Consider the following 21,140-nt stretch of genomic DNA (forward strand, 5'->3'; position numbering starts at 1 on the left):
AGTTAAAATTTAAAGTCCAAATGTTCTGTAGAAATTTGTATATGCGTCAGCAAATGCATCTTTCGTGGCGAAAGGTAAAAAAGGTTTTCCTGAAGATTCTATAAATTTTGTTAAACTTGGAGAAACATTTTCTGATGCTATGATTACTCCATCAGAATGCAAGATACTGGCCTTTAAAACATTCTCGTAATTTGGCACTTCTAAATCTGATACAGCCTCATGAGGAACACCGTCAAATTTAACTTTATTTATCATCTCCAAATCTAAATTTTCATCAAAAGACTGTCCATAGACAGAGGTAATGATTTTAGTTTCAGAAAATAATGCTTCGTGTTTGTAATAATGCTTCATATAAATTGGAAGCATCGCTGCCAACCAACCATGAACGTGAATGATATCCGGAACCCAGTTCAGTTTTTTAACGGTTTCCACAACACCTTTTGCAAAAAAGATGGCTCTTTCGTCATTATCAGGATATAAAGCCCCTTCTTCATCTGCGAAAGTTGCTTTACGTTTAAAATATTCATCATTATCTATAAAGTACACCTGAATTCTCTCTTTCGGAATTGATGCTACCTTAATAATTAACGGCATATCTAAATCATTCACTACCAAATTCATCCCTGAAAGTCTGATCACTTCGTGTAATTGATGTCTTCTTTCGTTGATATTTCCGTATCTTGGCATGAAAATTCTTATCTGACCTCCCTGATCATTAATCATTTTCGGAACGTCATAAGACATTAAAGAAACCTCATTTTCAGCCAAATAAGGCACGACTTCAGATGATACATATAATATCCTCTTATCTTTCATAATAGTATTTTACTTAATTTTGGTAATAAAAACGTCGCAAAATTACAAAAATTTATGCAGTTTATAACTAATATATTATGTTTGCATAAAATTTTAATAATACCTCAATGCACATTTTCTACAGTAAAGCAGCTTTGATAGCCTATATTAAAACTATCAAAACCGCAAATTCAACTATTGGATTTGTACCAACAATGGGCGCTTTACACCAAGGACATTTGGCTTTAATGCAGCGTTCACTTAAAGAAAACGACGATACCGTTGTAAGCATTTTTGTCAATCCAACACAGTTCAACAACCCTGATGATTTAGCAAAATATCCGAGAACCTTAGAAGAAGATATTAAGAAAATGCGTACATTAAATGAAAAAATCATTTTATACGCTCCTTCGGTTGAAGATATTTATGAAGGAAATACCGTTTCCCAGACTTTTGATTTCGACGGATTAGAAAATCAAATGGAAGGAAAATTCAGACCGGGACATTTTAACGGAGTCGGAACAATCGTAAAAAGGCTTTTTGAAATTGTAACGCCAACAAATGCTTATTTTGGAGAAAAAGATTTTCAGCAACTCCAGATTGTTAAAAAAATGGTCGAAAAAGCAGCATTACCTGTAAATGTTATCGGTTGTCCTATATTTAGAGAAGAAAACCAACTTGCTATGAGTTCGCGCAATGAACGTTTAACTTCACAAGAACGCAAAGAGGCTTCTATTATCTACAAAACTTTAACCGAGGCAAAAGAGATTTTTCAAAACCACAATCCACAGGAAACATTGGAATTTGTAGAAAATTCTTTCAAAGACAACGAAACATTCGACCTTGAATATTTCGTTATTGCTGACGAATCAACACTTTTACCTATCGATCAGAAAGAGAATGGCAAAAACTATCGCGCATTTATAGCAGTATTTGTTAATTCTATAAGACTGATAGACACCATTTCATTAAATTAATCTAACTTTGCAGCATGCAAATTCAAGTTATAAAATCAAAAATTCATCGCGTTAAAGTAACGGGTGCCGATTTAAATTATATTGGTAGCATTACTATTGATGAAACTTTACTGGAAGCTTCAAACATTATTGAAGGCGAAAAAGTATCTATTGTGAACATTAATAATGGCGAACGTTTTGAAACTTACGCTATTAAAGGTGAGAAAAACTCAGGCGAAATCACTTTGAATGGTCCGGCTGCAAGAAAAGTTCAGAAAGATGATATCATTATCATTATTTCTTACGCAACCTTGGATTTTGAAGAAGCGAAGACCTTCAAACCGTGGATTATTTTCCCTAACGAAAATGATAATTCGCTAACCTAAACCAATTCTTTCTTTTTTAAGAATTTACTTTCTTTGTCCAAAGCTTTTTGTACAAAGAATTCCTCTTTTGTCTTAATCCAAAATGATTTTGACCCTAAATTTCTGTGCTTCAATTTTGATCCCATTTAACAAAGAAGCAAATAAAATAGTATATTGCTACACTATTTTCAATACATTTTTAATTTACTGAAATGCCACAAATCATGAAAAAAGTTTACCTACTAACACTTTTGATTTCATTCTCGTCGTTTGCCCAAAAAACGTTCGATAATATTAAATCAGAAAAACTGGGAGAAGAGCGTAGAATTACAATTGGACTTCCGGCTTCTTATGAAGCAAACAAAGACAAAAAATATCCTGTTCTTTATTTATTGGATGGCGATTACTTATTTGATCCTTTTTCCGGAGCTGTAAGTTATGGTTCGTATTGGGATGATATTCCGGAAATGATCATTATCGGAATTCATCAAAATAAAGATGGAGAACGTTTTGATGATACCACAATCGACCAAAACGAAGGACTACCTTTTGAAAAAGGTTCCAAGTTTTTCGAATTCGTCGGAGCAGAATTAGTGCCTTATATTGAAAAAAAATACCGTACCTCGCCTTTCAGACTTATTGCAGGCCACGATATAACAGCAAGTTTTGCTAATTTCTATTTGTATAAAGAAATACCGCTTTTTAATGCCTACATCTGTTTAAGTCCAGAATTGGCACCAAAAATGGAAGTGCGTATTGCCGAAAAGTTTGCCAAAATAAAAAAACCAGTTTTCTATTATCTTTCTGCAGGAGAAGGTGATATTAAAAAGATAAAAGAACCGATTGAAAAATTAAACAATAATATTAAAATCGCTAATAATCCGTTAGTGAATTATAAATACGATGTTTTTAAGGGTGCTACGCATTACACAGAAGTATTACATTCTATTCCAAGTGCGTTGTACCAGATTTTTGAATCATACCGACCTATAAATTCTGCCGAATACAACGACAAAATTGCGGTTCTTCAAGAAGGTTATGCCGAATACTTAGAAAAAAAATACGCTGACATGTCTGAAGTTTTAGGAGTTCAGATTCCAGTTCGAATAAGCGATTTTAAAGTAGTAGAAAATCTTATTTTAAAAAGAAACGCTTACAGCGAATTAGGAAAAATGGCCGAAATTGGAAATGTAAATTATCCCAAAGCCATGTTGGGAGAATATGAATTAGGATTAATGTATGAAAAACAAGGCGATCCGAAACATGCATCAAAAAAATACCAAAATGCTTCACAAATGGAGCCGATTGGCGATTTGAACAAAGACATGATGTATGAGAAGATTGACGAAATGAATACGCTTGCCAAAAAAAGTAAATAATGTCAAAAGTTAAAACTTCCTTTTTTTGCCAAAATTGTGGCACTCAATACTCCAAATGGCAGGGACAGTGCAACGCATGCAAAGAATGGAATACAATTGCTGAAGAAATTATTCAAAAGCAGGAGAAAGTAGCTTGGAAAAGCGAACCAACATCATCGAGTAAAGTACCAAGGCCTTTAAAAATAACCGAAATTGATTCGGCTCAGGAAATTCGAATGGATACAACTGACGGCGAATTGAATCGTGTTTTAGGAGGCGGAATCGTTCCAGGATCTTTGACACTTTTAGGCGGAGAACCTGGAATTGGAAAAAGTACACTTTTACTTCAAATCTCATTAAAATTACCTTATAAAACTTTATATGTTTCTGGAGAAGAAAGTCAGAAACAAATCAAAATGCGTGCGGAAAGAATAACGCCAAACAGCGACAACTGTTACATTTTGACTGAAACCAAAACTCAGAATATTTTCAAACAGATTGAAGCGATTCAGCCAGAAATCGTAATCATCGATTCGATCCAAACTTTACATACCGATTATATCGAATCGACCGCTGGAAGTATTTCTCAAATCAGAGAAACAACAGCCGAATTGATCAAATTTGCAAAAGAAACCAATATTCCGGTAATTCTGATTGGACATATTACCAAAGACGGAAATATTGCAGGGCCAAAAATCCTGGAACATATGGTAGATACTGTTCTTCAGTTTGAAGGCGATCGAAATCATATTTATAGAATTTTACGTTCACTGAAAAACCGTTTTGGTTCAACATCTGAACTCGGAATTTATGAAATGCTGGGAAGCGGTTTGCGCGAAGTAAGCAATCCGTCTGAAATATTGATTTCACACAAAGACGAAGAATTATCAGGAACTGCAATTGCTACAACACTTGAAGGCATGCGCCCGCTGATGATTGAAATTCAATCTTTGGTAAGCACCGCAGTTTACGGAACACCTCAGCGAAGCACAACAGGATATAACGCAAAAAGACTAAATATGATTCTGGCCGTTTTAGAAAAAAGAGCTGGATTTCGTTTAGGTGCCAAAGACGTTTTCTTAAACGTAACTGGAGGTATTTCTGTTGATGATCCCGCAATTGATCTAGCTGTTGTAGCTGCCATTTTATCATCAAATGAAGATATTCCGGTTGGAAAAGGTTTTTGTTTTGCAGGTGAAGTTGGTCTTTCTGGCGAAATTCGTCCAGTGAATCGCGTGGATCAGCGTATTCAGGAAGCCGAAAAATTAGGTTTTGATACTATCTTTGTTTCCAAATACAATAAAATTGCTTTAAAAAATACAGGAATTAAAATAGAATTGGTCGCTAAAATTGAAGATGTTGCCAGCATTCTTTTTGGGTAATTTTTTTGTTAGCCACGAATTCACGAATTATATTTAAATCTTTATGGAAAAAAAATTTGTGAATTCGTGGCAGAAAAAAATATTTAACATCACAGACTGTTCTATTTTTTAAGAAATTAACTTTATGAATTTTCCAAAACAAAAAATATACAAAGCACTAAAAATACTGGGAATAGTAATACTCGTGCTTTGCATTGGGTTGTACTATTTTCGAAATTCTCTTTTAAAGCAGGCTATTGCCAAAGTTACCCACAAAATGGCCGTACAGTACAACAGTAATTTTTCTGTAGAATCGGCTTCTTTTGATGGATTATCGACTATAAAATTGACCGATGTTGTTTTGGCTCCGATAAATGCTGATACACTGGTCAAAATAAAAAATGTAGAAACCAGCATTAGTCTAAGCAATTTATTGATTGGAGATGTTCAGGTTGGAACTTTAAAAGTGGATAACGGCTACATTCAGTTGGTCAAAAAAGGTAAAAAGCGAAATTTTGATGCTTTTCTAAAAAAAGACCGGGAGGAAACAGAATCGAACGAAAAACGAAAATATGCTTCTTTTGCTTACAGAATCATTTCAAAAGTCTTGAATTTAGTTCCAACCGATATGGATTTGAAAAACTTCAAATTCAAAATCGACGACAACGGAAAACAAACTAATATCGCTGTAGACAAACTGGTTTTAAGCGACAAACAACTGGAAACAAATCTTCATGTTCAGGCTAAAGATTTTGATCAGCGCTGGAACATCAAAGGTTTTGCAGATCCAAGAAACAAAAAAGCAGATATTCGATTTTTCAATCTCGATACAGGAGCAATTCGTGTTCCGTATTTGGATCAGCGTTATAATCTAAAAGCAAGCTTCGATTCGATTCGACTGAATGTTCAGAATATTGATAAAAGCGGAAGCGAACTTCATATCGACGGTTACACTTCTATTGCTAATCTTAAAATCAATCATCCAAAAATTGCGAGTAAAGATGTCGTAATAAAAAATGCCCGTTTTGATTACCGCTTTTTATTGGGAGACAGTTTTATTTCGATTGACAGTACTTCGACTATGCAGTTGAATAAAATTAAAGTGCGTCCGTACATTTCTTATGATACCGAAAAAGATACTGTTTATACTTTAAAAGTCGACATTCCGAAGATGAAAGCGCAGGATTTTATCGTTTCGCTTCCGGATGGTTTATTTACGCATTTTCAGGGCATGCAGGCGACTGGAAATTTCGATTATAAGCTAGACTTCAAATTCAATAAAAACAAACCCAATACGCTTGTTTTTGACAGCAAGTTAAATAAAGAAGATTTACGAATCACGAAATATGGTGAAGCCGATTTAAATAAGCTAAATGGCGAATTTGTCTATCGTGCTATTATTCAAAATGTATTGCAAAGACCAGTTTTGGTTGGAAATGCAAATCCGAATTATACGCCTTTAGATCAGATTTCTCCTTATTTGAGAAAATCGGTATTAACAACAGAAGATCCATCTTTCTTCTCACATCGAGGTTTTATAAATGAAGCTTTCAAACAGTCGATTCTAAAAAACATCAGAACTAAGAAATTCTCTCGTGGCGCCAGCACCATCAGCATGCAGTTGATTAAAAATGTTTTCCTGACTAGAGAAAAGACGCTTTCGCGAAAGCTTGAAGAAATTCTATTGGTTTACATCTTAGAGAACAACCGAATTGTAAGCAAGGAAAGAATGTTGGAAGTGTATTTCAACATTATCGAATGGGGACCGAATGTGTACGGAATTGGAGAAGCAAGTCATTTCTATTTCCAAAAAAGTCCAGCCGATTTAAATATTGATGAATGTTTATACTTAGCAACGATTATTCCGAAGCCGAGAAAATTCATGTATCAGTTTAATGATGAGGGAAATTTGAAAGATTATGCTTTAAAGAATCAAAAGTTCCTAAAGAATTTGATGTTCAGAAGAGGACTTTTAGTTCCGGAAGATACGACTGGAATATTACCCGTTTATATTTCAGGAAGTGCGCGTTCGTTTATAAAAATTAAAGCTCCAGATTCTACTGCAGTCAAAAATGATTCTTTGGCTGTGGATGATGAATTTGATTTGTAGTTTTGCCGCGAAGGCGCTAAGACGCTAAGTTTTTTTCTCCTGCAAGGTTTTCAAAACCTTATAGGCGTTATCCTTTTTACTTCTACATACTTATTACCTACGGCGCGAAGCTTTTTTCTCCTGCAAGGTTTCCAAAACCTTGTAGGTGTTATCCTTTTTACTTCTACATACTTATACCTACAAGGTTTTGAAAACCTTGCAGGAAAGGAAACGAATTATTTAAAGTTCTTTAGGAACTCTTCTTTATAAGTTGGCGAAACTTCAATTTCAGCACCATCATTAAGCGTCACGATTCCGCCTTTGTTATACGATTTCACGCAATTGATATTGATAATATGCGATTTATGAACCCGAATAAAAGGCAGAGGCAAAATCTCTGAAAAATGCTTCAGGAAACGGCAGACCATTTTTTTGCTTCCGTTGTTGAGATGCAAATCGGTAAAATTTCCGTTACCACGAAGTCGTACTATTTCTTCCATTTTTACGACTTCAAAACCTTCAAGCGTTGGAAGAATCACTTGTTGTTTTTCGGGTTTCTGTTCATGAAAATTTTCGACAATAATTTTATTTCTATTGAAGATTTCATGATTCATAATTTGATGCTGAACCTTATTAACCGCCACAATCAACTCTTCAATACTAATTGGTTTTAAAAGATAATACGCGGCACTTTGATTCAAAGCTCGAAGCGAATATTCAGAAAATGCCGTGACAAATATGGTTTCAAAATGCAAATCTTTACAAGCTTCCAAAACATCAAAAGCATTTCCAAAAGGCATTTCTACATCCAGAAAAACCAATTGCGGTTTCAGTTCCTGAAGCAATGGAACCGCTTCTTTGATATTTTGCGCTTCGCCAATAACCTCAACCTGCGGACAGTATTTGCTCAAATAATTTTTGAGCACTTCTCGTGCGGCAAGTTCATCTTCTACAATTACACTTTTTATCTTTTGGAGCGTCATCATATTTTATCAATTAATGGAAAAACAATTTGAACTATTGTGCCAGATTCCAGTCCTTCTTTTTCTACAATTCTAAATGTAATTTCCTTTTTATACAATTCATTCAAAAGCGCAATTCGTTCTTTGGTATTGTTCAAACCTCGGGATTCGTATATTTTCTGGTTTGTGGTTTTAAGTTCACGGCTTTTAGTTAAGCCAATTCCGTTATCTTCAATGGTTACGATGATTTTTCCGTTTTTCACATCGAATCGTAAAGACAGAAATCCTTTTTTATCCAGATAACGCAATCCGTGCCAAATGGCATTTTCGAGATGAGGCTGTAAAATCATATTCGGAACAAAAACCCTTTCCGGATCCAGCGAATCATCAACTGTAATTTCGAAATCAAATTTATCTTCAAAACGCAGATGTTCTAAATCAAGGTATTTTTTCAACTGCTCGACTTCTTTATCCAAAGAAATAAAATCTTTATTGGAGTTTTCCATCATATTTCGCATCAAATTCGAATATGAAGTCAGATATTTATTCGCCTCCAATTCTTTATTTTCCGAAATAAACTGATTGACACTATTCAAACTATTAAAAATAAAATGCGGATTCATTTCGCGACGCAAAGACTGAAGTGCTATTTCTTTATTTTTAATTTTAATGGAATACAAGGCTTTCACGATAAACAAAAACAAAAGCAGTAACAAACCAACTGAACCAATCAGGAAATAATTGAAGGTATTTTTCTTCGAAATCAGCTCATCTTTCAGTGTTTTTTCTTTTTCCAACTGACGGATTTTCTCCTCCGTAATTTGAAAAGTTTTCGCATCAATTAAAGTTGTATCAGAATGAATCAGTTTATCGAAATTTTCAAAAAACTGCTCATACAAAGCCATACTTTCTTTATTCTGACCTTTGGTTTTATAATATTTAACCAAAGAAGATAAACTGTTTTTGGCTTCCGCCGAATTCCCTTTTTGGAATGATAAATTATAAGCTTCTTTTAATGATGAAATCGCCTTCTCCGGTTCTTTCTTTTCAAAATAGAGGGATGAAAGCGATTGAAGCTGTTTTATTTCGGTTGTATAATCTTTATTTTTTCTGGCTTCTGCCAATATTTTTTCACTTATCAGAAGCGCTTTATCAAACTGATTGTCTTCGGCATAAACTTTAGCAATTTCGTTTTTGATTTTTATAGCTTCTTCAGGTTTGTTTTTGGCATAATCTAAGGCTTTGTTGTAACTCTCAATCGCTACTTTTTTATCATTTAACTGAAGTGAATTCTGCGCTTTTTGTACATAAGCTTCTTTAACTTCGCCTTTTTTGTTTTCCTTTTTCAGTAAATCAATATTCGAATCCACATAATCTGCCTGACTTGCCGGATCAGACTGATTTTTTAAACGGTTGGCATCATTTAAATTGATTTTTTCTTCAACTGCGTCTTTTGTTAAAGATCCTGCTTTTTCATAGTTTTTAATCGCCGAGCCAAAGTTTCTTTGGTTTTCCTGTGCTTTAGCAAGACTTCTGGTAACACGGGTTTTGTCTTCTGTCAGTTTTAATTTGGTATAACTGTTTAACGCTCTTTTATAGTATTCTTCTGCTTTGGCATTATCTCCTTTATTCAGAAATTCATTGGCCAGTTTTTCGTAATTCTGAGCAATTTTCGATTCATCGTTATCATCCAGTGATTTGGATAATTCTTCTGCCGTTTTACTGATTTTGGTTCTGCTTTTCTCCAATTTTTTATCAGAAACAGCTTGTGCTGTCATTCGCTGTGGAACTAACAACACTAAAAAAAAGAGACTAAAAACAATTAATACACTATGCTTCACAACAAGTAATTTAGAAAATGTAAAGTAACCTAATTTCAGATTCCTATCCTATATCTTTCACCAAGTCAAACGGCTCGTTGACCCATTCTGCCAAAAATACGTTTTTTCCTGCAATACATTTGTTTCCGAATCAAAAATCAAAATCATGAAAAAACTATCCTTATCTCTTTTTATCATTCTATTTTCTCAGTTCATCAACGCACAGGCATCTGGCAATGTCAATTACCAAAATCAGTATAATGCCCAAAACTCGATTAACATCAATTTTCCTTCTAACGATGGAATTGTCGCAAGCGTAAAAGGACTTGCCAATGTCAAGGCAGATTCTTATACCGCTATTTTCAGCACCACTCAAACCGGCAAAACAACCAAGGAAGTCAATGAATTACTTGACCAGAGAATTACGCAGGCGCTAAACGAAATCAAACTTAAAAAAGGCGTTGAAACTTTTGTCGATATGATTTCGTTTGTTCCGATTTATGAATACGAAGCCGAAAAAAAAGTATTCAGCCGAAAAACCTATAATGAAGTTCCGATTGGATTTGAATTGAAGAAAAACATCCACATCAAATTTTCCGATCCGAATCAGTTAAATGAATTTATTTCCATTTTATCCAATAATGAAATTTACGATTTGGTGCGAGTAGATTACTTTTCAAATGCTTTGGAAACCATCAAAAAAGAAATGATGGCCAAAGCCAGACTACTAATTCAGGAAAAAATAAAAAACTATGAAATTCTTCTTGGCGAAACATTTACAAATGCCGAAAAAAGAATAGTTGACGATTTCGTTGTAAACTTACCTGTGGAAATGTATAAATCCTATGAAGCCTACAATAGTTCCTCTTTGAACTTAAAAAAATCGGCGAATGTCAATCAAGCTAGTAAATCTACAACGCTATATTATCAGCCGGTTTTTGGTAAAGAGTTTGATTTTATCATTAATCCTTCGGTTTTAGAACCTGTTATTCAGGTACAATACGAAGTAAAAATTGTCATTAACAGAGAAAAGAAACAACCTGTAAAAGGAGACAAAGAGTTTATTCTGGTTACCCCAAATGGCGATTTAAAAACCCTAAATATCAATTCGCCAAAACAAAATTAATTTAACACATAGAAACATAGATTTTAAAAAAGTACAAAAAGATAATTTAAAAAAATCTTGATTTTCACACATAGCTATGTTTATTATTATGAAGTGAAACGCCTTTCTTAAGTTATAAAATCTATGTTTCTCTGTGTTGAAAATAATTATACCCAATGGATTTAAAACCATTTCACCAAGTCAAAACACCGTTTCACCCTTTGTCCGAAAAATAGGCCTTTTTTGTTTCTAAGTTTGATCTGTAATCATCAGTAAAAACTAAAAATCATGAAATCAAATCTTTTTATTTCCGCGCTATTTGCAATTGCATTTTCTATCACAAGCTGTCATTCTTCGAATGCTAATCCGAAACCAAAAACTGAAATCGAAAAACCGGCAACAGCTTCCAACACTAAAATACAAGTTGCCCTTTTGCTGGATACTTCGAGCAGTATGGACGGTTTAATCGATCAGGCGAAATCACGATTGTGGAATATTGTAAACACGCTGACCACTCTTAAATACGAAGGAAAAACGCCTGATATCGAAATTGCTTTATATGAATATGGCAATGACGGTTTGTCTGCTAAGTCAAATTACATCAGACAGGTAACGCCACTTTCAACCGATTTGGATTTAATTTCCGAAAAACTATTTGCACTTAGGACCAATGGCGGAAGTGAATATTGCGGAGCCGTTATTCAGGATGCAACAAAAGAATTAAAATGGGCATCAGAAAACAACAGCATGAAACTGATTTACATTGCCGGAAACGAAGAATTCAATCAGGGAGGAATCAGTTATAAAGAAGCCATCAGCAATGCCTTGAAAAATGGAATTTATGTGAACACCATTTTCTGCGGGAATAAAACCGAAGGCATCAACATTTTTTGGAAAGACGGCGCAGACCGAGGAAAAGGAAAGTATTTCAATATTGATTCGGACAGAGCTGTTGAATATATTGCCACTCCTTATGATGATGAAATTGCCAAATGCGATGAAAAAATGAACAAAACCTACATCAATTATGGCACAAAAGGAGCTGAGAAAAAAATGAATCAGGTGATGCAGGATCAAAACGCTAAAAAAGTTTCAGCTTCAAATTATACAGATCGTGCCGTTAGTAAATCAAAAGCGGTTTATAAAAATGACAGCTGGGATTTGGTTGACAAAGTAAAAGACGATGCTGGAGCCATTTCTAAAATCAAAAAAGAAGAATTACCAACCGAACTGCAAAACAAATCGACTGCCGAATTGCAGAAAATAGTAACTGAAAAAACAAAAGAAAGAGAAAACATCCAGAAAGAAATCAGCGTTTTGGCCAAAAAACGTCAGGAATATATTGATACTGAATCTAAGAAAACGAAAAAGCAAGATGATTTAGGCAATACTATCAACTCATCAATAATCGCTTTTGCTAAAGTAAAAGGGTATACAGTTGAGAAATGATTGGGTCTATGAAAAGTAAAATTTTCTTTCTCTTCACGCTCTTGATTTTCTGCACCGCATTTGCCTGCCGAAATAAAGAAGAAAAACCAACAGTCCATAAAAACTCAAAACCGATTTATTCCTACGAAGGAAAACTAAAAAGTGAAGTCATTGAAATCAGGAGATTCTTGGGGAAATCTCCGAAATACAATTCAGATGTTGCTTTCTTTTTAGATATGAAGGTAGAATCCGGAAGAAATCGGTTTTTTATTTATGATTTGAAACACAACAAATTACTCGACAAAGGTTTGGTTGGACATGGTTCAGGTTCTGAAACGGGTATTTATGGCGAACTTAAATTTAGCAATGTAAAAAACTCCAATTGCAGTTCATTGGGAAAATACGCTATTGGCGGCTCCTATTCCGGAAGATTTGGAAAAGCCTATAAATTGTACGGTTTGGATAAAACCAACAGTAATGCTTTTGACCGAAATATAGTCTTACATAAATATGAAGATGTTCCGTTTGAAGAACAGCCATATCCAATCTGCAACAGTTTGGGATGTCCTATGGTAAATGAAAAGTTTTTCGGTGTACTCGAAAAACAAATTGATACTTCTAAAAAGAAAATCCTTTTGGTGATGTATTACTAATCAATTTTATCAAAAAAACAGTAATGGTTTGTTAAAAAAAACAACCCATTACTGTTTCATATATTCCAATGTTCCATCGGAACATTTCATCGGTAGAAAAAATTATAATGTCATCAACATTTTTCGTTCCGTAGGAACGTTTGATTTTGGTATCATTTTTCAACAATCTCGCATATCGAACGTTCCTACGGAACGTAAATAAATGGAAACACCCAACATTTTTTTCTACCGATGAAACATTCCTACGGAATGATTACGCGATGTGAAAATTTGTGTAGCTTCGCTTTTCTTTAAATTTTTTAAGGTGCCGGATCAGGAATTATAGCCTGAACAGCATCAATTTCAGCCAGGATTTCTTTCGAAAGAACCACATCAATGGTATTGATGTTTTCTTTTAATTGTTCTAAAGTGGTTGCGCCGATAATTGCACTTGTCAAAAATGGCTGTTGCAACACAAATCCCATTGCCAATTCGGTTAACGTTAAACCATGTTTTTTAGCGATTTCCTGATACAATTTTGTCGCTTGCGTACATTGATCGCTATTGTAACGTTTGTATTGTGGAAAAAGGTTTATTCTCGCTTTCGGATGAGCTTCTCCAGTTAAAAATTTTCCAGTCAAAACTCCGAATGCTAAAGGTGAATATCCTAACAAACCAACATTTTCATATTTCGAAACTTCGGCAGAATTTACTTCAAACAAACGATTCAATAACGAATACGGATTTTGAACGGTTTTTATTCTTGGCAGATTGTTGTATTTGCTTTCTTCCAAAAGACGCATCATTCCCCACGCGTTTTCATTTGAAACTCCAATATGTTTGATTTTACCTTCTTTGATTAATGCGTCGAAAGTTTCCAGGATTTCTCTGAAATTATCTTCCCAAACATCATTATGTCCGTGAAAAGCACGTTGTCCGAAATTGTTTGTTTTCCTTTCCGGCCAGTGCATTTGATACAAATCAATATAATCGGTTTGAAGTCTTTTTAAGCTTTGCTCAACAGCAAATTTGATACTTGCTGGAGAAAAATCCAATTTCTCACGCATGTATCCAAAACTCGGATTTGGGCCTGCAATTTTAGATGCTAAGATAACTTTATCTCTATTTCCCGATTTCTTAAACCAGGTTCCAATAATTTTTTCGGTGCTTCCGTAAGTCGCTTCACTTGCCGGAACTGAATACATTTCGGCTGTATCAAAGAAATTAACTCCTCTTTCTAAAGCGTAATCCATTTGCTCGTGGCCTTCGGCTTCTGTATTCTGTTGCCCAAAAGTCATGGTTCCAAGGCATATTTTACTAACTTTTATATCGGTGTTGGGTAATGTTGTGTATTTCATTTTTTTAAGATGCTGAGTTGCTAAGATTCTAAGGCTCTAAGTTTCCCTCACTTTGTTTTTAATTTTTAATTGAAGAAGCACAAATGTACGAATGGATTTTTCAAATCTGGATTTGAAAAAGGTTAAAAAAAGTACAAGATTTTTTCGATCTCTCCTGCAAGGTTTTGGAAACCTTGCAGGAACAAAAAAGGCTCAAAAGTAAAAACCTTTGAGCCTTTGTAACTATGTCTCTTTGAACCTTAATTAATGCTATTAAGCATCTCCGCAATCTCATCTAATCTTGGAGTTAGGATAATTTCGATTCTACGGTTTTTCGCTTTTCCTTCAGGAGTAGCATTGCTTGCTAGAGGAGAAAACTCGCTTCTTCCCGCTGCCGTTAATTTTTGTTTATTGATTTTTGGGTTTTCGCTCAAAATAGCCACAATTGCAGTTGCTCTTTTAGTAGATAAATCCCAGTTGTTAGCGATTGGTCCGGAACCAGCATACGGATCATCATCTGTATGTCCTTCAATCAAAACAGAAAGATCAGGATTATCTCCTAAAACTTTTCCAAGTTCTACAACGGCTCTTTTACCTTCTGTTCCAACAGCCCAGCTTCCTGAGTTGAAAAGCAATTTGTTTTCCATAGAAACATATACTTTTCCATTTTTATGTTCAACTGTTAAACCTTTACCTTCAAAACCAGTTAATGCTTTAGATAAAGTTTCTTTCAGTTTACGCATTGCTTCTTCTTTAGCCGCAATCATATCTTCCAATTCTTTCAAGCGATTTGCCGTTTTATCTAAACGAGCCTGCTCGTCTGCAAGGGCTTTACCTTTTGCTTCTAACTGCGCTAGCAATTCACGGTTTTTAGCCATGTTTTTCTCCAGAGCATCGTTGCTGTTTTTCTCTAAAGCATTGTATGAATCCTGCAATACTTTATATTTCTTTTGTTCAGCTGCAAGATCAGCTTTTTGTTTTGCCAAATCATCTTTTGTGCTGGCCAAATCTTTAGTCAGTTTATCACGGTCTAATTCTAACTGATTTTTCGCTTTCTTCAGGTTATCATTTTCATCCGTTATAGAACGGTTTTCTTTCTTTAAATCTGAATACTTTGTTTCTAAATCATTATAGATTTTCTTCGAAACACAAGACGTTGCGGACATGGCTACAACCAGCAATCCGATGGAGGCTTTTCTAATCATCTTTCTTTAATTGTTTTTATTCTGGGGCGTTTAATACTTTTTCAATGGCAAAAATCAATGGCAATGACAACATCAAATTTCAATGCTAATTGCAATATTAATTTTAAAACTGAAATTCACTCAGCAAGAACAATACCAAACTTTAATCAATTTCGACTAAAACCGGACAATGATCTGAATGCATAGCGTCTGGTAGTATAACAGCTCTTTTTAAACGGTTTTCTAACGCATTGCTTACCAAATTATAATCGATACGCCAGCCTTTATTGTTTCCTCTTGCTCCTGCACGGTAACTCCACCAAGAATAATTGTGTGGTTCTTTATTGAAATGACGGAAACTATCAATAAAACCAGATTTCATAAATGCATCCAGCCAGGCACGTTCTGCAGGTAGAAACCCTGAAACTGTTTTATTACGAACCGGATCATGAATATCAATTGCTTCGTGACAGATATTATAATCACCGCAGATAATCAAATTTGGAATCGTCAATTTCAATTCATTAACATACGTTTGAAAATCATCCATAAACATAAATTTATGATCTAATCTTTCAATGTTTGTTCCCGATGGTAAATACAAACTCATTACCGAAACATCATCAAAGTCGGCACGAAGATTTCGGCCTTCAAAATCCATATGATGAATTCCTGTTCCGTAAACAATGTTATTCGGTTTTGTTTTCGATAAAATAGCTACGCCGCTGTATCCTTTTTTAGTTGCTGGATAGTAATATTGAAAAGGATAACCTGCCGCTGTTATATCATCAACCGGAATTTGATCCTGCGTTGCCTTTATTTCCTGAAGGCATATTACATCAGGACTTGCTTGTTGCAGCCACTCGATAAAACCTTTGTTTATCGCGGCACGAATTCCGTTTACATTATAAGAAATAATTTTCATCAGTGATTTTTTTAGGATTTCAAATGTAATAAAAAAGTGCAAAGTTTATCTTGGAAACAACGAAAAGTAGAGTTTTTTGTTATCTTTGTTCGCTGTTCTAATAAATTAAAAGTACTACATGGGTTTAGTTACCGCGAAAGAAGTTGCAAAGGCAATAAATGTTGAAAAGTACGGAGTTCTCGGTACTTTTTCTGGCTGGATTCTTATGAAGGTTCTTAAGATCTCTACCCTTAATAAAATTTACGACCATAATAAACACCTTGAGGATGTTGCGTTTTTGAACGGAATTTTGGATGAGATGGAAATCAAATTTGAAATCCCGGAAGAAGACTTAAAACGTTTACCGAAAGATGGTGCTTATATCACTATTTCTAATCATCCGCTTGGAGGAATTGATGGAATTTTATTGTTGAAATTAATGCTTGAAAGAGAGCCAAATTTCAAAATCATTGCAAACTTCTTATTGCACAGAATTGTTCCAATGAAAAAATACATTATGCCGGTTAATCCTTTTGAAAACCATAAGGACGCAAAATCGAGCGTAATTGGAATTAAAGAAACGTTACGTCATTTAAGTGATGGTAAACCGTTGGGGATTTTCCCTGCCGGAGAAGTTTCGACTTATAAAGACGGTAAGTTAGTTGTAGATAAACCTTGGGAAGAAGGCGCAATTAAACTGATCAGAAAAGCTAAAGTTCCGGTTGTTCCGATTTATTTTCATGCTAAAAACAGTAAATTATTCTACTGGCTTTCCAAAATTGATGATACTCTAAGAACTGCAAAATTGCCTTCTGAATTGTTAACGCAAAAAGACCGTGTAATTAAAGTTCGTATTGGAAAACCTATTTCGGTAAGCGAACAAAACGAAATTGAATCTTTTGAGGAATATTCAGAATTCTTAAGAAAGAAAACCTATATGCTGGCTAATCCGTTTGAAAAAGACACCAAACTGATTGATACAGCAAGTCTGAAAATTACAAAAGCACCAAAAAAAATCGTAACGCCAGCAAACGAATCAAAATTGATTGATGAAGTTCAGGCTTTGAGAAATAGTGATTCCAGATTTTTACAAAGTAAAAATTACGAAGTTTTCTTTGCAAGCGCAAAAGAAATTCCAAACATTATTCATGAAATTGGCCGTCTTCGCGAAATCACTTTCCGTGAAGTAGGTGAAGGAACAAACGAATCGATTGACTTAGACGAATACGATCAATATTATCATCATATGTTTTTATGGGATGATGAAACCAAAAAAATCGCCGGAGCTTACCGTATGGGATTAGGTTCTGAGATTTATCCTAAATACGGAATTGAAGGTTTTTATCTAACAGATCTTTTCAGATTTGAGCCTGAACTTCATGATATGATGCACAAATCGATCGAAATGGGACGTGCTTTTATTGTGAAAGAATACCAGCAAAAACCAATGCCTTTGTTCTTATTATGGAAAGGTATTATTCACACCACTTTGCGTCATCCTGAACACAAATATTTAGTTGGAGGTGTAAGTATCAGTAATCAGTTCTCCGATTTCTCTAAATCGCTTATGATTGAGTTTATGAAATCAAACTATTACGATCCATATATTGCGCAATATATTCACCCGAAAAAAGCGTACAAAGTTAAACTGAAAGATGCCGATAAAGATTTTATCTTCGATGAAGCAGAATCTGACTTGAATAAATTCGACAAAATTATTGACGAGTTAGAACCAGGAAATTTACGTCTTCCGGTTTTAATTAAGAAATACATTAAACAAAATGCTCGTGTTGTAGCTTTTAACGTTGATCCTTTATTCAATAATGCTATCGACGGTTTAATGTACATCAGAATCGCAGATATTCCGGAAAGCACTATGAAACCGGTTATTGAAGAATTTCAGATTGAATTGGAAAAGAAATTATCTGAGAAAGAAGATTAAACAATTGATCATAAAAAAAGAAAAACTCATAAATTTAAACTTATGAGTTTTTCTTTTTTACACTATTCTTAAACAACTTCTTCTCGATTTAGACTAAATATTTCTTCACCAATAACATCAAGTTTATCCAGTATTACTTGTGAACCGGATTCTTTCATTACCGTCCATTCTCTATCTGAAACAGGTACAATCCATAAAAAATTAGTTTCTGAATTTCCAAAAGCCGGTAAATTAATCTGCGGCAAAAGCTTTAATTTATTAGTTAGAACTGCATATTTAAATTTTTCACTAATTCCTGTCTGAAACTCTACAGTATGGCCTTCTGCCAAAAAAGTGATGTAATCCCAAGGTATTGTTGTAATCCCGCTTATCAAGCTTGCAACATTATTGATTTGTTCATTTGTTAACCCTGACTTCAAAATAATTCCAAGTTCAATTCTATTTACCTTGTCAGGAACCTCATAATACATTTCAATTTTTGGTTGTGGTCTTAGTGATACCGCTACAGTTGCAAAAACAATCTTTTCTTTTCCTTCGTAAACATAAAGACCTTTTGGAGGCCACTCAGAATTATCGATTGCATAATACTTCTCGCTTTCGCCAAATATCTCTGCGTAATAATTTAAAATTTTTGGTTGCAGAGACTGAAAAGGATTCTCTTCTTTATCCCATGTTTTAATAAAAGAAACGGCATTTTTTACCCGTTTTCTCATTTCATTATCTTCGGAAAGTTCCCAGGCAAAACTGCCTTCTCCGGTACAATCTCGTGCATATCCATAAAATCCACCATCACATCCCCAGCTCGGTATTACACATAAAATTTCTCCGTTTTCCAACAATGCCGCTCCATCTCCTTCTTCCAGCCAAACAATTTCCAAATTCTTTTCACTAAGCCGTCCCTGACCTTCCGGAAATTTACAAAACTCTTTGGTTAACATAGGCGGAACACCTTTTTCCATCAATTTTACTTCAATTTCTTCCGGTGCTTTACTTAAATTTCTAATCCAACAGCTTTTTACACCAAAGTCTTCATTATCGCCAAACAAATAAAAGTAAGCAGTTCTATTATCTTGTTCTACAATTGCAGTTATTGGGCAACTAGGACTTCTTAATTCAAGAACAACTTTGGGTTTTTCGATCTTATTATTTCTACTAAATAATCCCATATTTCTTTATTATTTTTTAGATTAAAATTTAAACTGAAGTAACGATTTTTATTTATAAAACACCAAATCAATTCTAAATAAAATCATTTTATTTGTTTATACCCCCAGAAATCGGATATTACATTTTCAATTAATAAAAGACATATTTAAAGAAACCTTTTTGGTCAACAACGGAACCTTCGCTCTATCTGGGGGATTCAAAAATGCAATTAAAAAATCCCATTTATGTACACAAATGGGACCTTTAATTAACAATTTTTATTTAAAGCTATTTGGTTTTATGCTTTTCGGCTAACGAGTATTTGCATACTATTTTTTAGGATCTTCTCCGTACTGATTGGCCCCCTGTGTTCCCTCGATTGTAAACAAATAAATGTTGTAAAGAGGTATTAAGATATACCACCATTCTTTATTTATATCCTGCATTCTTCTCACGGCTACACCAAGACCTGGGAGCAATACCGCCAAACTGTAAACATTAGCAATTATTACTAAACTTGGAGAAATTAATCCTGTAACAAAACCTAAAACAAAACTAATTATAATGTTTACTAAAAAGAACATCCAAAATTCCTTTCTTCTCGCTCTTCCTTTAAAGTTTACATAGTTTTCAAAAACTACTTTTTTGTACATTTCTAACATAATATTCTTTTTTTCAATTATCCTACTCTTAAGGATTTTCGGTTACTCCATTACTTTCTATCAAAAAGCAAGATTACCGACTGTTGAATTTATTCGAAGGAACAAAAAGTCATAATTGTATCAGATAAAGACATTTTTACACATAAAAAAACCCATTCATTACTGAATGGGTTCTTTTCAATATGATAACTTATAAGATTAAAACCAACCTTTTTTTCCAACTTGATAAGTTTGATAAAAATCTTCATCTGATTTTGTCAAATAAATGATTCCCTCAATAAATCCGATTATACTTCCAGCACCACAAGTAACTATTGAAATTACGATTTGAATTATACCTTCTTGTGTGTATCCTAATATAAATTTATGTATACCTAAGTATCCAAAAACTATACCCATAATACCTGCTAATACTTTTTTGTTTTCCTGTCTTGGTTGTGACGGGGTATTCCAGCTTTCTGGTTTTGTTGTTTCCATGCTTTTAAATTTAATATTTTAATAATTAGTCTAATTCAACTTTTCCAATTTCATTAATATCTTCAAAATCATTTTTAGGATCCGGACCATATTGATTTGATCCATGTTCTCCTTCTGTACATAAAACAACTAATAACCAGATTACTCCCGCCAATGGTATAAGTACTACAAGAAAAAACCATCCGCTTTTTCCAACATCGTGTAATCTTCTAACCATAACGGCTAATCCTGGTAAGAAAACCAATAAACTATAGATTCCTCTTAATACACCTGCATCTCCATCTAAGAAAGAAAAACCTAATAAAGAGTCAATAATTCCTAAAACAATAGAAATAATAATTGTCGCTAAGGTGTAATACCAATATTCGCTTCTTCTGGCTCTTCCGCTAAATGTCGCATAATTCTCAAAAACTACTTTTTTGTACCATTCAATCATAATAATTAAAATTTTATTTGTTAGTTAAGACCGAATCTATCTTAAGATTTGGGATTGTTTTGAGATTTTCAGAAACTCTATTTAGACTAATTCTTTAAAACTCAAAAACAATATTATTAAAAATTAACAAATAAAACTAATCTCACTAAATAAAATTTACAAGAAAAAACTCGTTATTAAT

At 34.0% G+C, this 21,140-nt stretch carries 19 protein-coding genes; 9 read left to right on the forward strand and 10 right to left on the reverse strand.

The genetic code is table 11. From position 1 onward, the window contains the following. Positions 1 to 9: 9 nt before the first annotated feature. A complete protein-coding gene (locus ACFS3A_RS14085) occupies positions 10 to 816 on the reverse strand; it encodes a glycogen/starch synthase (RefSeq protein WP_144216777.1) in 807 nt (268 codons plus the stop codon). A 107-nt stretch (positions 817 to 923) separates the two neighbouring features. On the opposite strand from ACFS3A_RS14085, the gene panC reads away from it, so the two are divergent. From panC to ACFS3A_RS14110, 5 genes are all read left to right on the forward strand, one after another. Then, complete coding sequence (gene panC / locus ACFS3A_RS14090; RefSeq protein ID WP_379826234.1) at positions 924 to 1,772, forward strand: pantoate--beta-alanine ligase; 849 nt, start codon at positions 924 to 926, stop codon at positions 1,770 to 1,772. A gap of 14 nt (positions 1,773 to 1,786) precedes the next feature. Next, positions 1,787 to 2,137, forward strand: coding sequence for an aspartate 1-decarboxylase (gene panD / locus ACFS3A_RS14095; protein ID WP_008465481.1), 351 nt, complete (start codon positions 1,787 to 1,789; stop codon positions 2,135 to 2,137). A 203-nt stretch (positions 2,138 to 2,340) separates the two neighbouring features. Then, positions 2,341 to 3,495 (forward strand): alpha/beta hydrolase, encoded by a 1,155-nt coding sequence (locus ACFS3A_RS14100; RefSeq protein ID WP_379826235.1) that lies wholly within the window; start codon positions 2,341 to 2,343, stop codon positions 3,493 to 3,495. Continuing rightward, positions 3,495 to 4,856, forward strand: a complete 1,362-nt coding sequence (gene radA, locus ACFS3A_RS14105) for a DNA repair protein RadA (protein ID WP_379826236.1) — start codon at positions 3,495 to 3,497, stop codon at positions 4,854 to 4,856. The genes ACFS3A_RS14100 and radA overlap by 1 nt, the downstream gene beginning before the upstream one ends. A gap of 124 nt (positions 4,857 to 4,980) precedes the next feature. Further along, positions 4,981 to 6,945 (forward strand): transglycosylase domain-containing protein, encoded by a 1,965-nt coding sequence (locus ACFS3A_RS14110; protein ID WP_379826237.1) that lies wholly within the window; start codon positions 4,981 to 4,983, stop codon positions 6,943 to 6,945. A 215-nt stretch (positions 6,946 to 7,160) separates the two neighbouring features. Here the strand turns inward: ACFS3A_RS14110 and ACFS3A_RS14115 are convergent, their stop codons facing one another. Continuing rightward, complete coding sequence (locus ACFS3A_RS14115; RefSeq protein WP_379826238.1) at positions 7,161 to 7,910, reverse strand: LytR/AlgR family response regulator transcription factor; 750 nt, start codon at positions 7,908 to 7,910, stop codon at positions 7,161 to 7,163. Then, positions 7,907 to 9,727, reverse strand: coding sequence for a tetratricopeptide repeat-containing sensor histidine kinase (locus tag ACFS3A_RS14120; RefSeq protein WP_379826239.1), 1,821 nt, complete (start codon positions 9,725 to 9,727; stop codon positions 7,907 to 7,909). Before ACFS3A_RS14120 ends, ACFS3A_RS14115 begins: the two co-directional genes overlap by 4 nt. Before the next feature lie 145 nt (positions 9,728 to 9,872). Between ACFS3A_RS14120 and ACFS3A_RS14125 the strand changes: the two genes are divergently transcribed. The 3 genes from ACFS3A_RS14125 (at position 9,873) to ACFS3A_RS14135 (ending at position 12,892) form a co-directional block, all read left to right on the forward strand. Next, positions 9,873 to 10,832 (forward strand): SIMPL domain-containing protein, encoded by a 960-nt coding sequence (locus ACFS3A_RS14125; RefSeq protein WP_379826240.1) that lies wholly within the window; start codon positions 9,873 to 9,875, stop codon positions 10,830 to 10,832. A gap of 267 nt (positions 10,833 to 11,099) precedes the next feature. Then, on the forward strand, positions 11,100 to 12,260 hold the full coding sequence (locus tag ACFS3A_RS14130) for a vWA domain-containing protein (RefSeq protein ID WP_379826241.1): 1,161 nt from the start codon (positions 11,100 to 11,102) through the stop codon (positions 12,258 to 12,260). A gap of 8 nt (positions 12,261 to 12,268) precedes the next feature. Further along, positions 12,269 to 12,892 (forward strand): murein L,D-transpeptidase catalytic domain-containing protein, encoded by a 624-nt coding sequence (locus tag ACFS3A_RS14135; RefSeq protein WP_379826242.1) that lies wholly within the window; start codon positions 12,269 to 12,271, stop codon positions 12,890 to 12,892. A 299-nt stretch (positions 12,893 to 13,191) separates the two neighbouring features. Here ACFS3A_RS14135 and ACFS3A_RS14140 read toward each other — a convergent pair whose 3' ends face one another. The 3 genes from ACFS3A_RS14140 to ACFS3A_RS14150 all read right to left on the reverse strand — a co-directional run bounded on the left by ACFS3A_RS14140 (position 13,192) and on the right by ACFS3A_RS14150 (position 16,317). Further along, positions 13,192 to 14,229, reverse strand: a complete 1,038-nt coding sequence (locus ACFS3A_RS14140) for an aldo/keto reductase (protein WP_379826243.1) — start codon at positions 14,227 to 14,229, stop codon at positions 13,192 to 13,194. A 239-nt stretch (positions 14,230 to 14,468) separates the two neighbouring features. After that, positions 14,469 to 15,413 (reverse strand): OmpA family protein, encoded by a 945-nt coding sequence (locus ACFS3A_RS14145; RefSeq protein WP_379826244.1) that lies wholly within the window; start codon positions 15,411 to 15,413, stop codon positions 14,469 to 14,471. Positions 15,414 to 15,555: 142 nt separating this feature from the next. After that, entirely contained in the window at positions 15,556 to 16,317 is a 762-nt protein-coding gene (locus ACFS3A_RS14150; RefSeq protein ID WP_109191027.1) for an exodeoxyribonuclease III, read from the reverse strand. Positions 16,318 to 16,435: 118 nt separating this feature from the next. On the opposite strand from ACFS3A_RS14150, the gene ACFS3A_RS14155 reads away from it, so the two are divergent. Beyond that, on the forward strand, positions 16,436 to 18,238 hold the full coding sequence (locus ACFS3A_RS14155; protein WP_379826245.1) for a GNAT family N-acyltransferase: 1,803 nt from the start codon (positions 16,436 to 16,438) through the stop codon (positions 18,236 to 18,238). A 68-nt stretch (positions 18,239 to 18,306) separates the two neighbouring features. On the opposite strand, the gene ACFS3A_RS14160 is transcribed toward ACFS3A_RS14155, so the two are convergent. The 4 genes from ACFS3A_RS14160 to ACFS3A_RS14175 form a co-directional block, all read right to left on the reverse strand. Next, positions 18,307 to 19,404: a suppressor of fused domain protein gene (locus ACFS3A_RS14160; protein WP_379826246.1), complete on the reverse strand. Its 1,098-nt coding sequence runs from the start codon at positions 19,402 to 19,404 to the stop codon at positions 18,307 to 18,309. 309 nt (positions 19,405 to 19,713) lie between these two features. Next, the gene (locus tag ACFS3A_RS14165) at positions 19,714 to 20,046 is read right to left on the reverse strand and encodes a DUF805 domain-containing protein (RefSeq protein WP_379826247.1); all 333 of its coding nucleotides are present in this window, start codon (positions 20,044 to 20,046) and stop codon (positions 19,714 to 19,716) included. Between the two features lie 198 nt (positions 20,047 to 20,244). Then, on the reverse strand, positions 20,245 to 20,523 hold the full coding sequence (locus tag ACFS3A_RS14170) for a TM2 domain-containing protein (RefSeq protein WP_379826248.1): 279 nt from the start codon (positions 20,521 to 20,523) through the stop codon (positions 20,245 to 20,247). 25 nt (positions 20,524 to 20,548) lie between these two features. Further along, positions 20,549 to 20,959 (reverse strand): DUF805 domain-containing protein, encoded by a 411-nt coding sequence (locus ACFS3A_RS14175; protein WP_379826249.1) that lies wholly within the window; start codon positions 20,957 to 20,959, stop codon positions 20,549 to 20,551. Positions 20,960 to 21,140 lie beyond the last annotated feature (181 nt).

Source organism: Flavobacterium notoginsengisoli (genome assembly GCF_042686225.1).
GTDB lineage: Bacteria > Bacteroidota > Bacteroidia > Flavobacteriales > Flavobacteriaceae > Flavobacterium > Flavobacterium notoginsengisoli.

Bases quoted from the DNA above. Each gene is read 5' to 3' on its own strand.
- ACFS3A_RS14085 (WP_144216777.1), bottom strand. From the start codon at position 816: ATGAAAGATAAGAGGATATTATATGTATCATCTGAAGTCGTGCCTTAT.
- panC (WP_379826234.1), top strand. From the start codon at position 924: ATGCACATTTTCTACAGTAAAGCAGCTTTGATAGCCTATATTAAAACT.
- panD (WP_008465481.1), top strand. From the start codon at position 1,787: ATGCAAATTCAAGTTATAAAATCAAAAATTCATCGCGTTAAAGTAACG.
- ACFS3A_RS14100 (WP_379826235.1), top strand. From the start codon at position 2,341: ATGAAAAAAGTTTACCTACTAACACTTTTGATTTCATTCTCGTCGTTT.
- radA (WP_379826236.1), top strand. From the start codon at position 3,495: ATGTCAAAAGTTAAAACTTCCTTTTTTTGCCAAAATTGTGGCACTCAA.
- ACFS3A_RS14110 (WP_379826237.1), top strand. From the start codon at position 4,981: ATGAATTTTCCAAAACAAAAAATATACAAAGCACTAAAAATACTGGGA.
- ACFS3A_RS14115 (WP_379826238.1), bottom strand. From the start codon at position 7,910: ATGATGACGCTCCAAAAGATAAAAAGTGTAATTGTAGAAGATGAACTT.
- ACFS3A_RS14125 (WP_379826240.1), top strand. From the start codon at position 9,873: ATGAAAAAACTATCCTTATCTCTTTTTATCATTCTATTTTCTCAGTTC.
- ACFS3A_RS14130 (WP_379826241.1), top strand. From the start codon at position 11,100: ATGAAATCAAATCTTTTTATTTCCGCGCTATTTGCAATTGCATTTTCT.
- ACFS3A_RS14135 (WP_379826242.1), top strand. From the start codon at position 12,269: ATGAAAAGTAAAATTTTCTTTCTCTTCACGCTCTTGATTTTCTGCACC.
- ACFS3A_RS14140 (WP_379826243.1), bottom strand. From the start codon at position 14,229: ATGAAATACACAACATTACCCAACACCGATATAAAAGTTAGTAAAATA.
- ACFS3A_RS14145 (WP_379826244.1), bottom strand. From the start codon at position 15,413: ATGATTAGAAAAGCCTCCATCGGATTGCTGGTTGTAGCCATGTCCGCA.
- ACFS3A_RS14150 (WP_109191027.1), bottom strand. From the start codon at position 16,317: ATGAAAATTATTTCTTATAATGTAAACGGAATTCGTGCCGCGATAAAC.
- ACFS3A_RS14155 (WP_379826245.1), top strand. From the start codon at position 16,436: ATGGGTTTAGTTACCGCGAAAGAAGTTGCAAAGGCAATAAATGTTGAA.
- ACFS3A_RS14160 (WP_379826246.1), bottom strand. From the start codon at position 19,404: ATGGGATTATTTAGTAGAAATAATAAGATCGAAAAACCCAAAGTTGTT.
- ACFS3A_RS14165 (WP_379826247.1), bottom strand. From the start codon at position 20,046: ATGTTAGAAATGTACAAAAAAGTAGTTTTTGAAAACTATGTAAACTTT.
- ACFS3A_RS14170 (WP_379826248.1), bottom strand. From the start codon at position 20,523: ATGGAAACAACAAAACCAGAAAGCTGGAATACCCCGTCACAACCAAGA.
- ACFS3A_RS14175 (WP_379826249.1), bottom strand. From the start codon at position 20,959: ATGATTGAATGGTACAAAAAAGTAGTTTTTGAGAATTATGCGACATTT.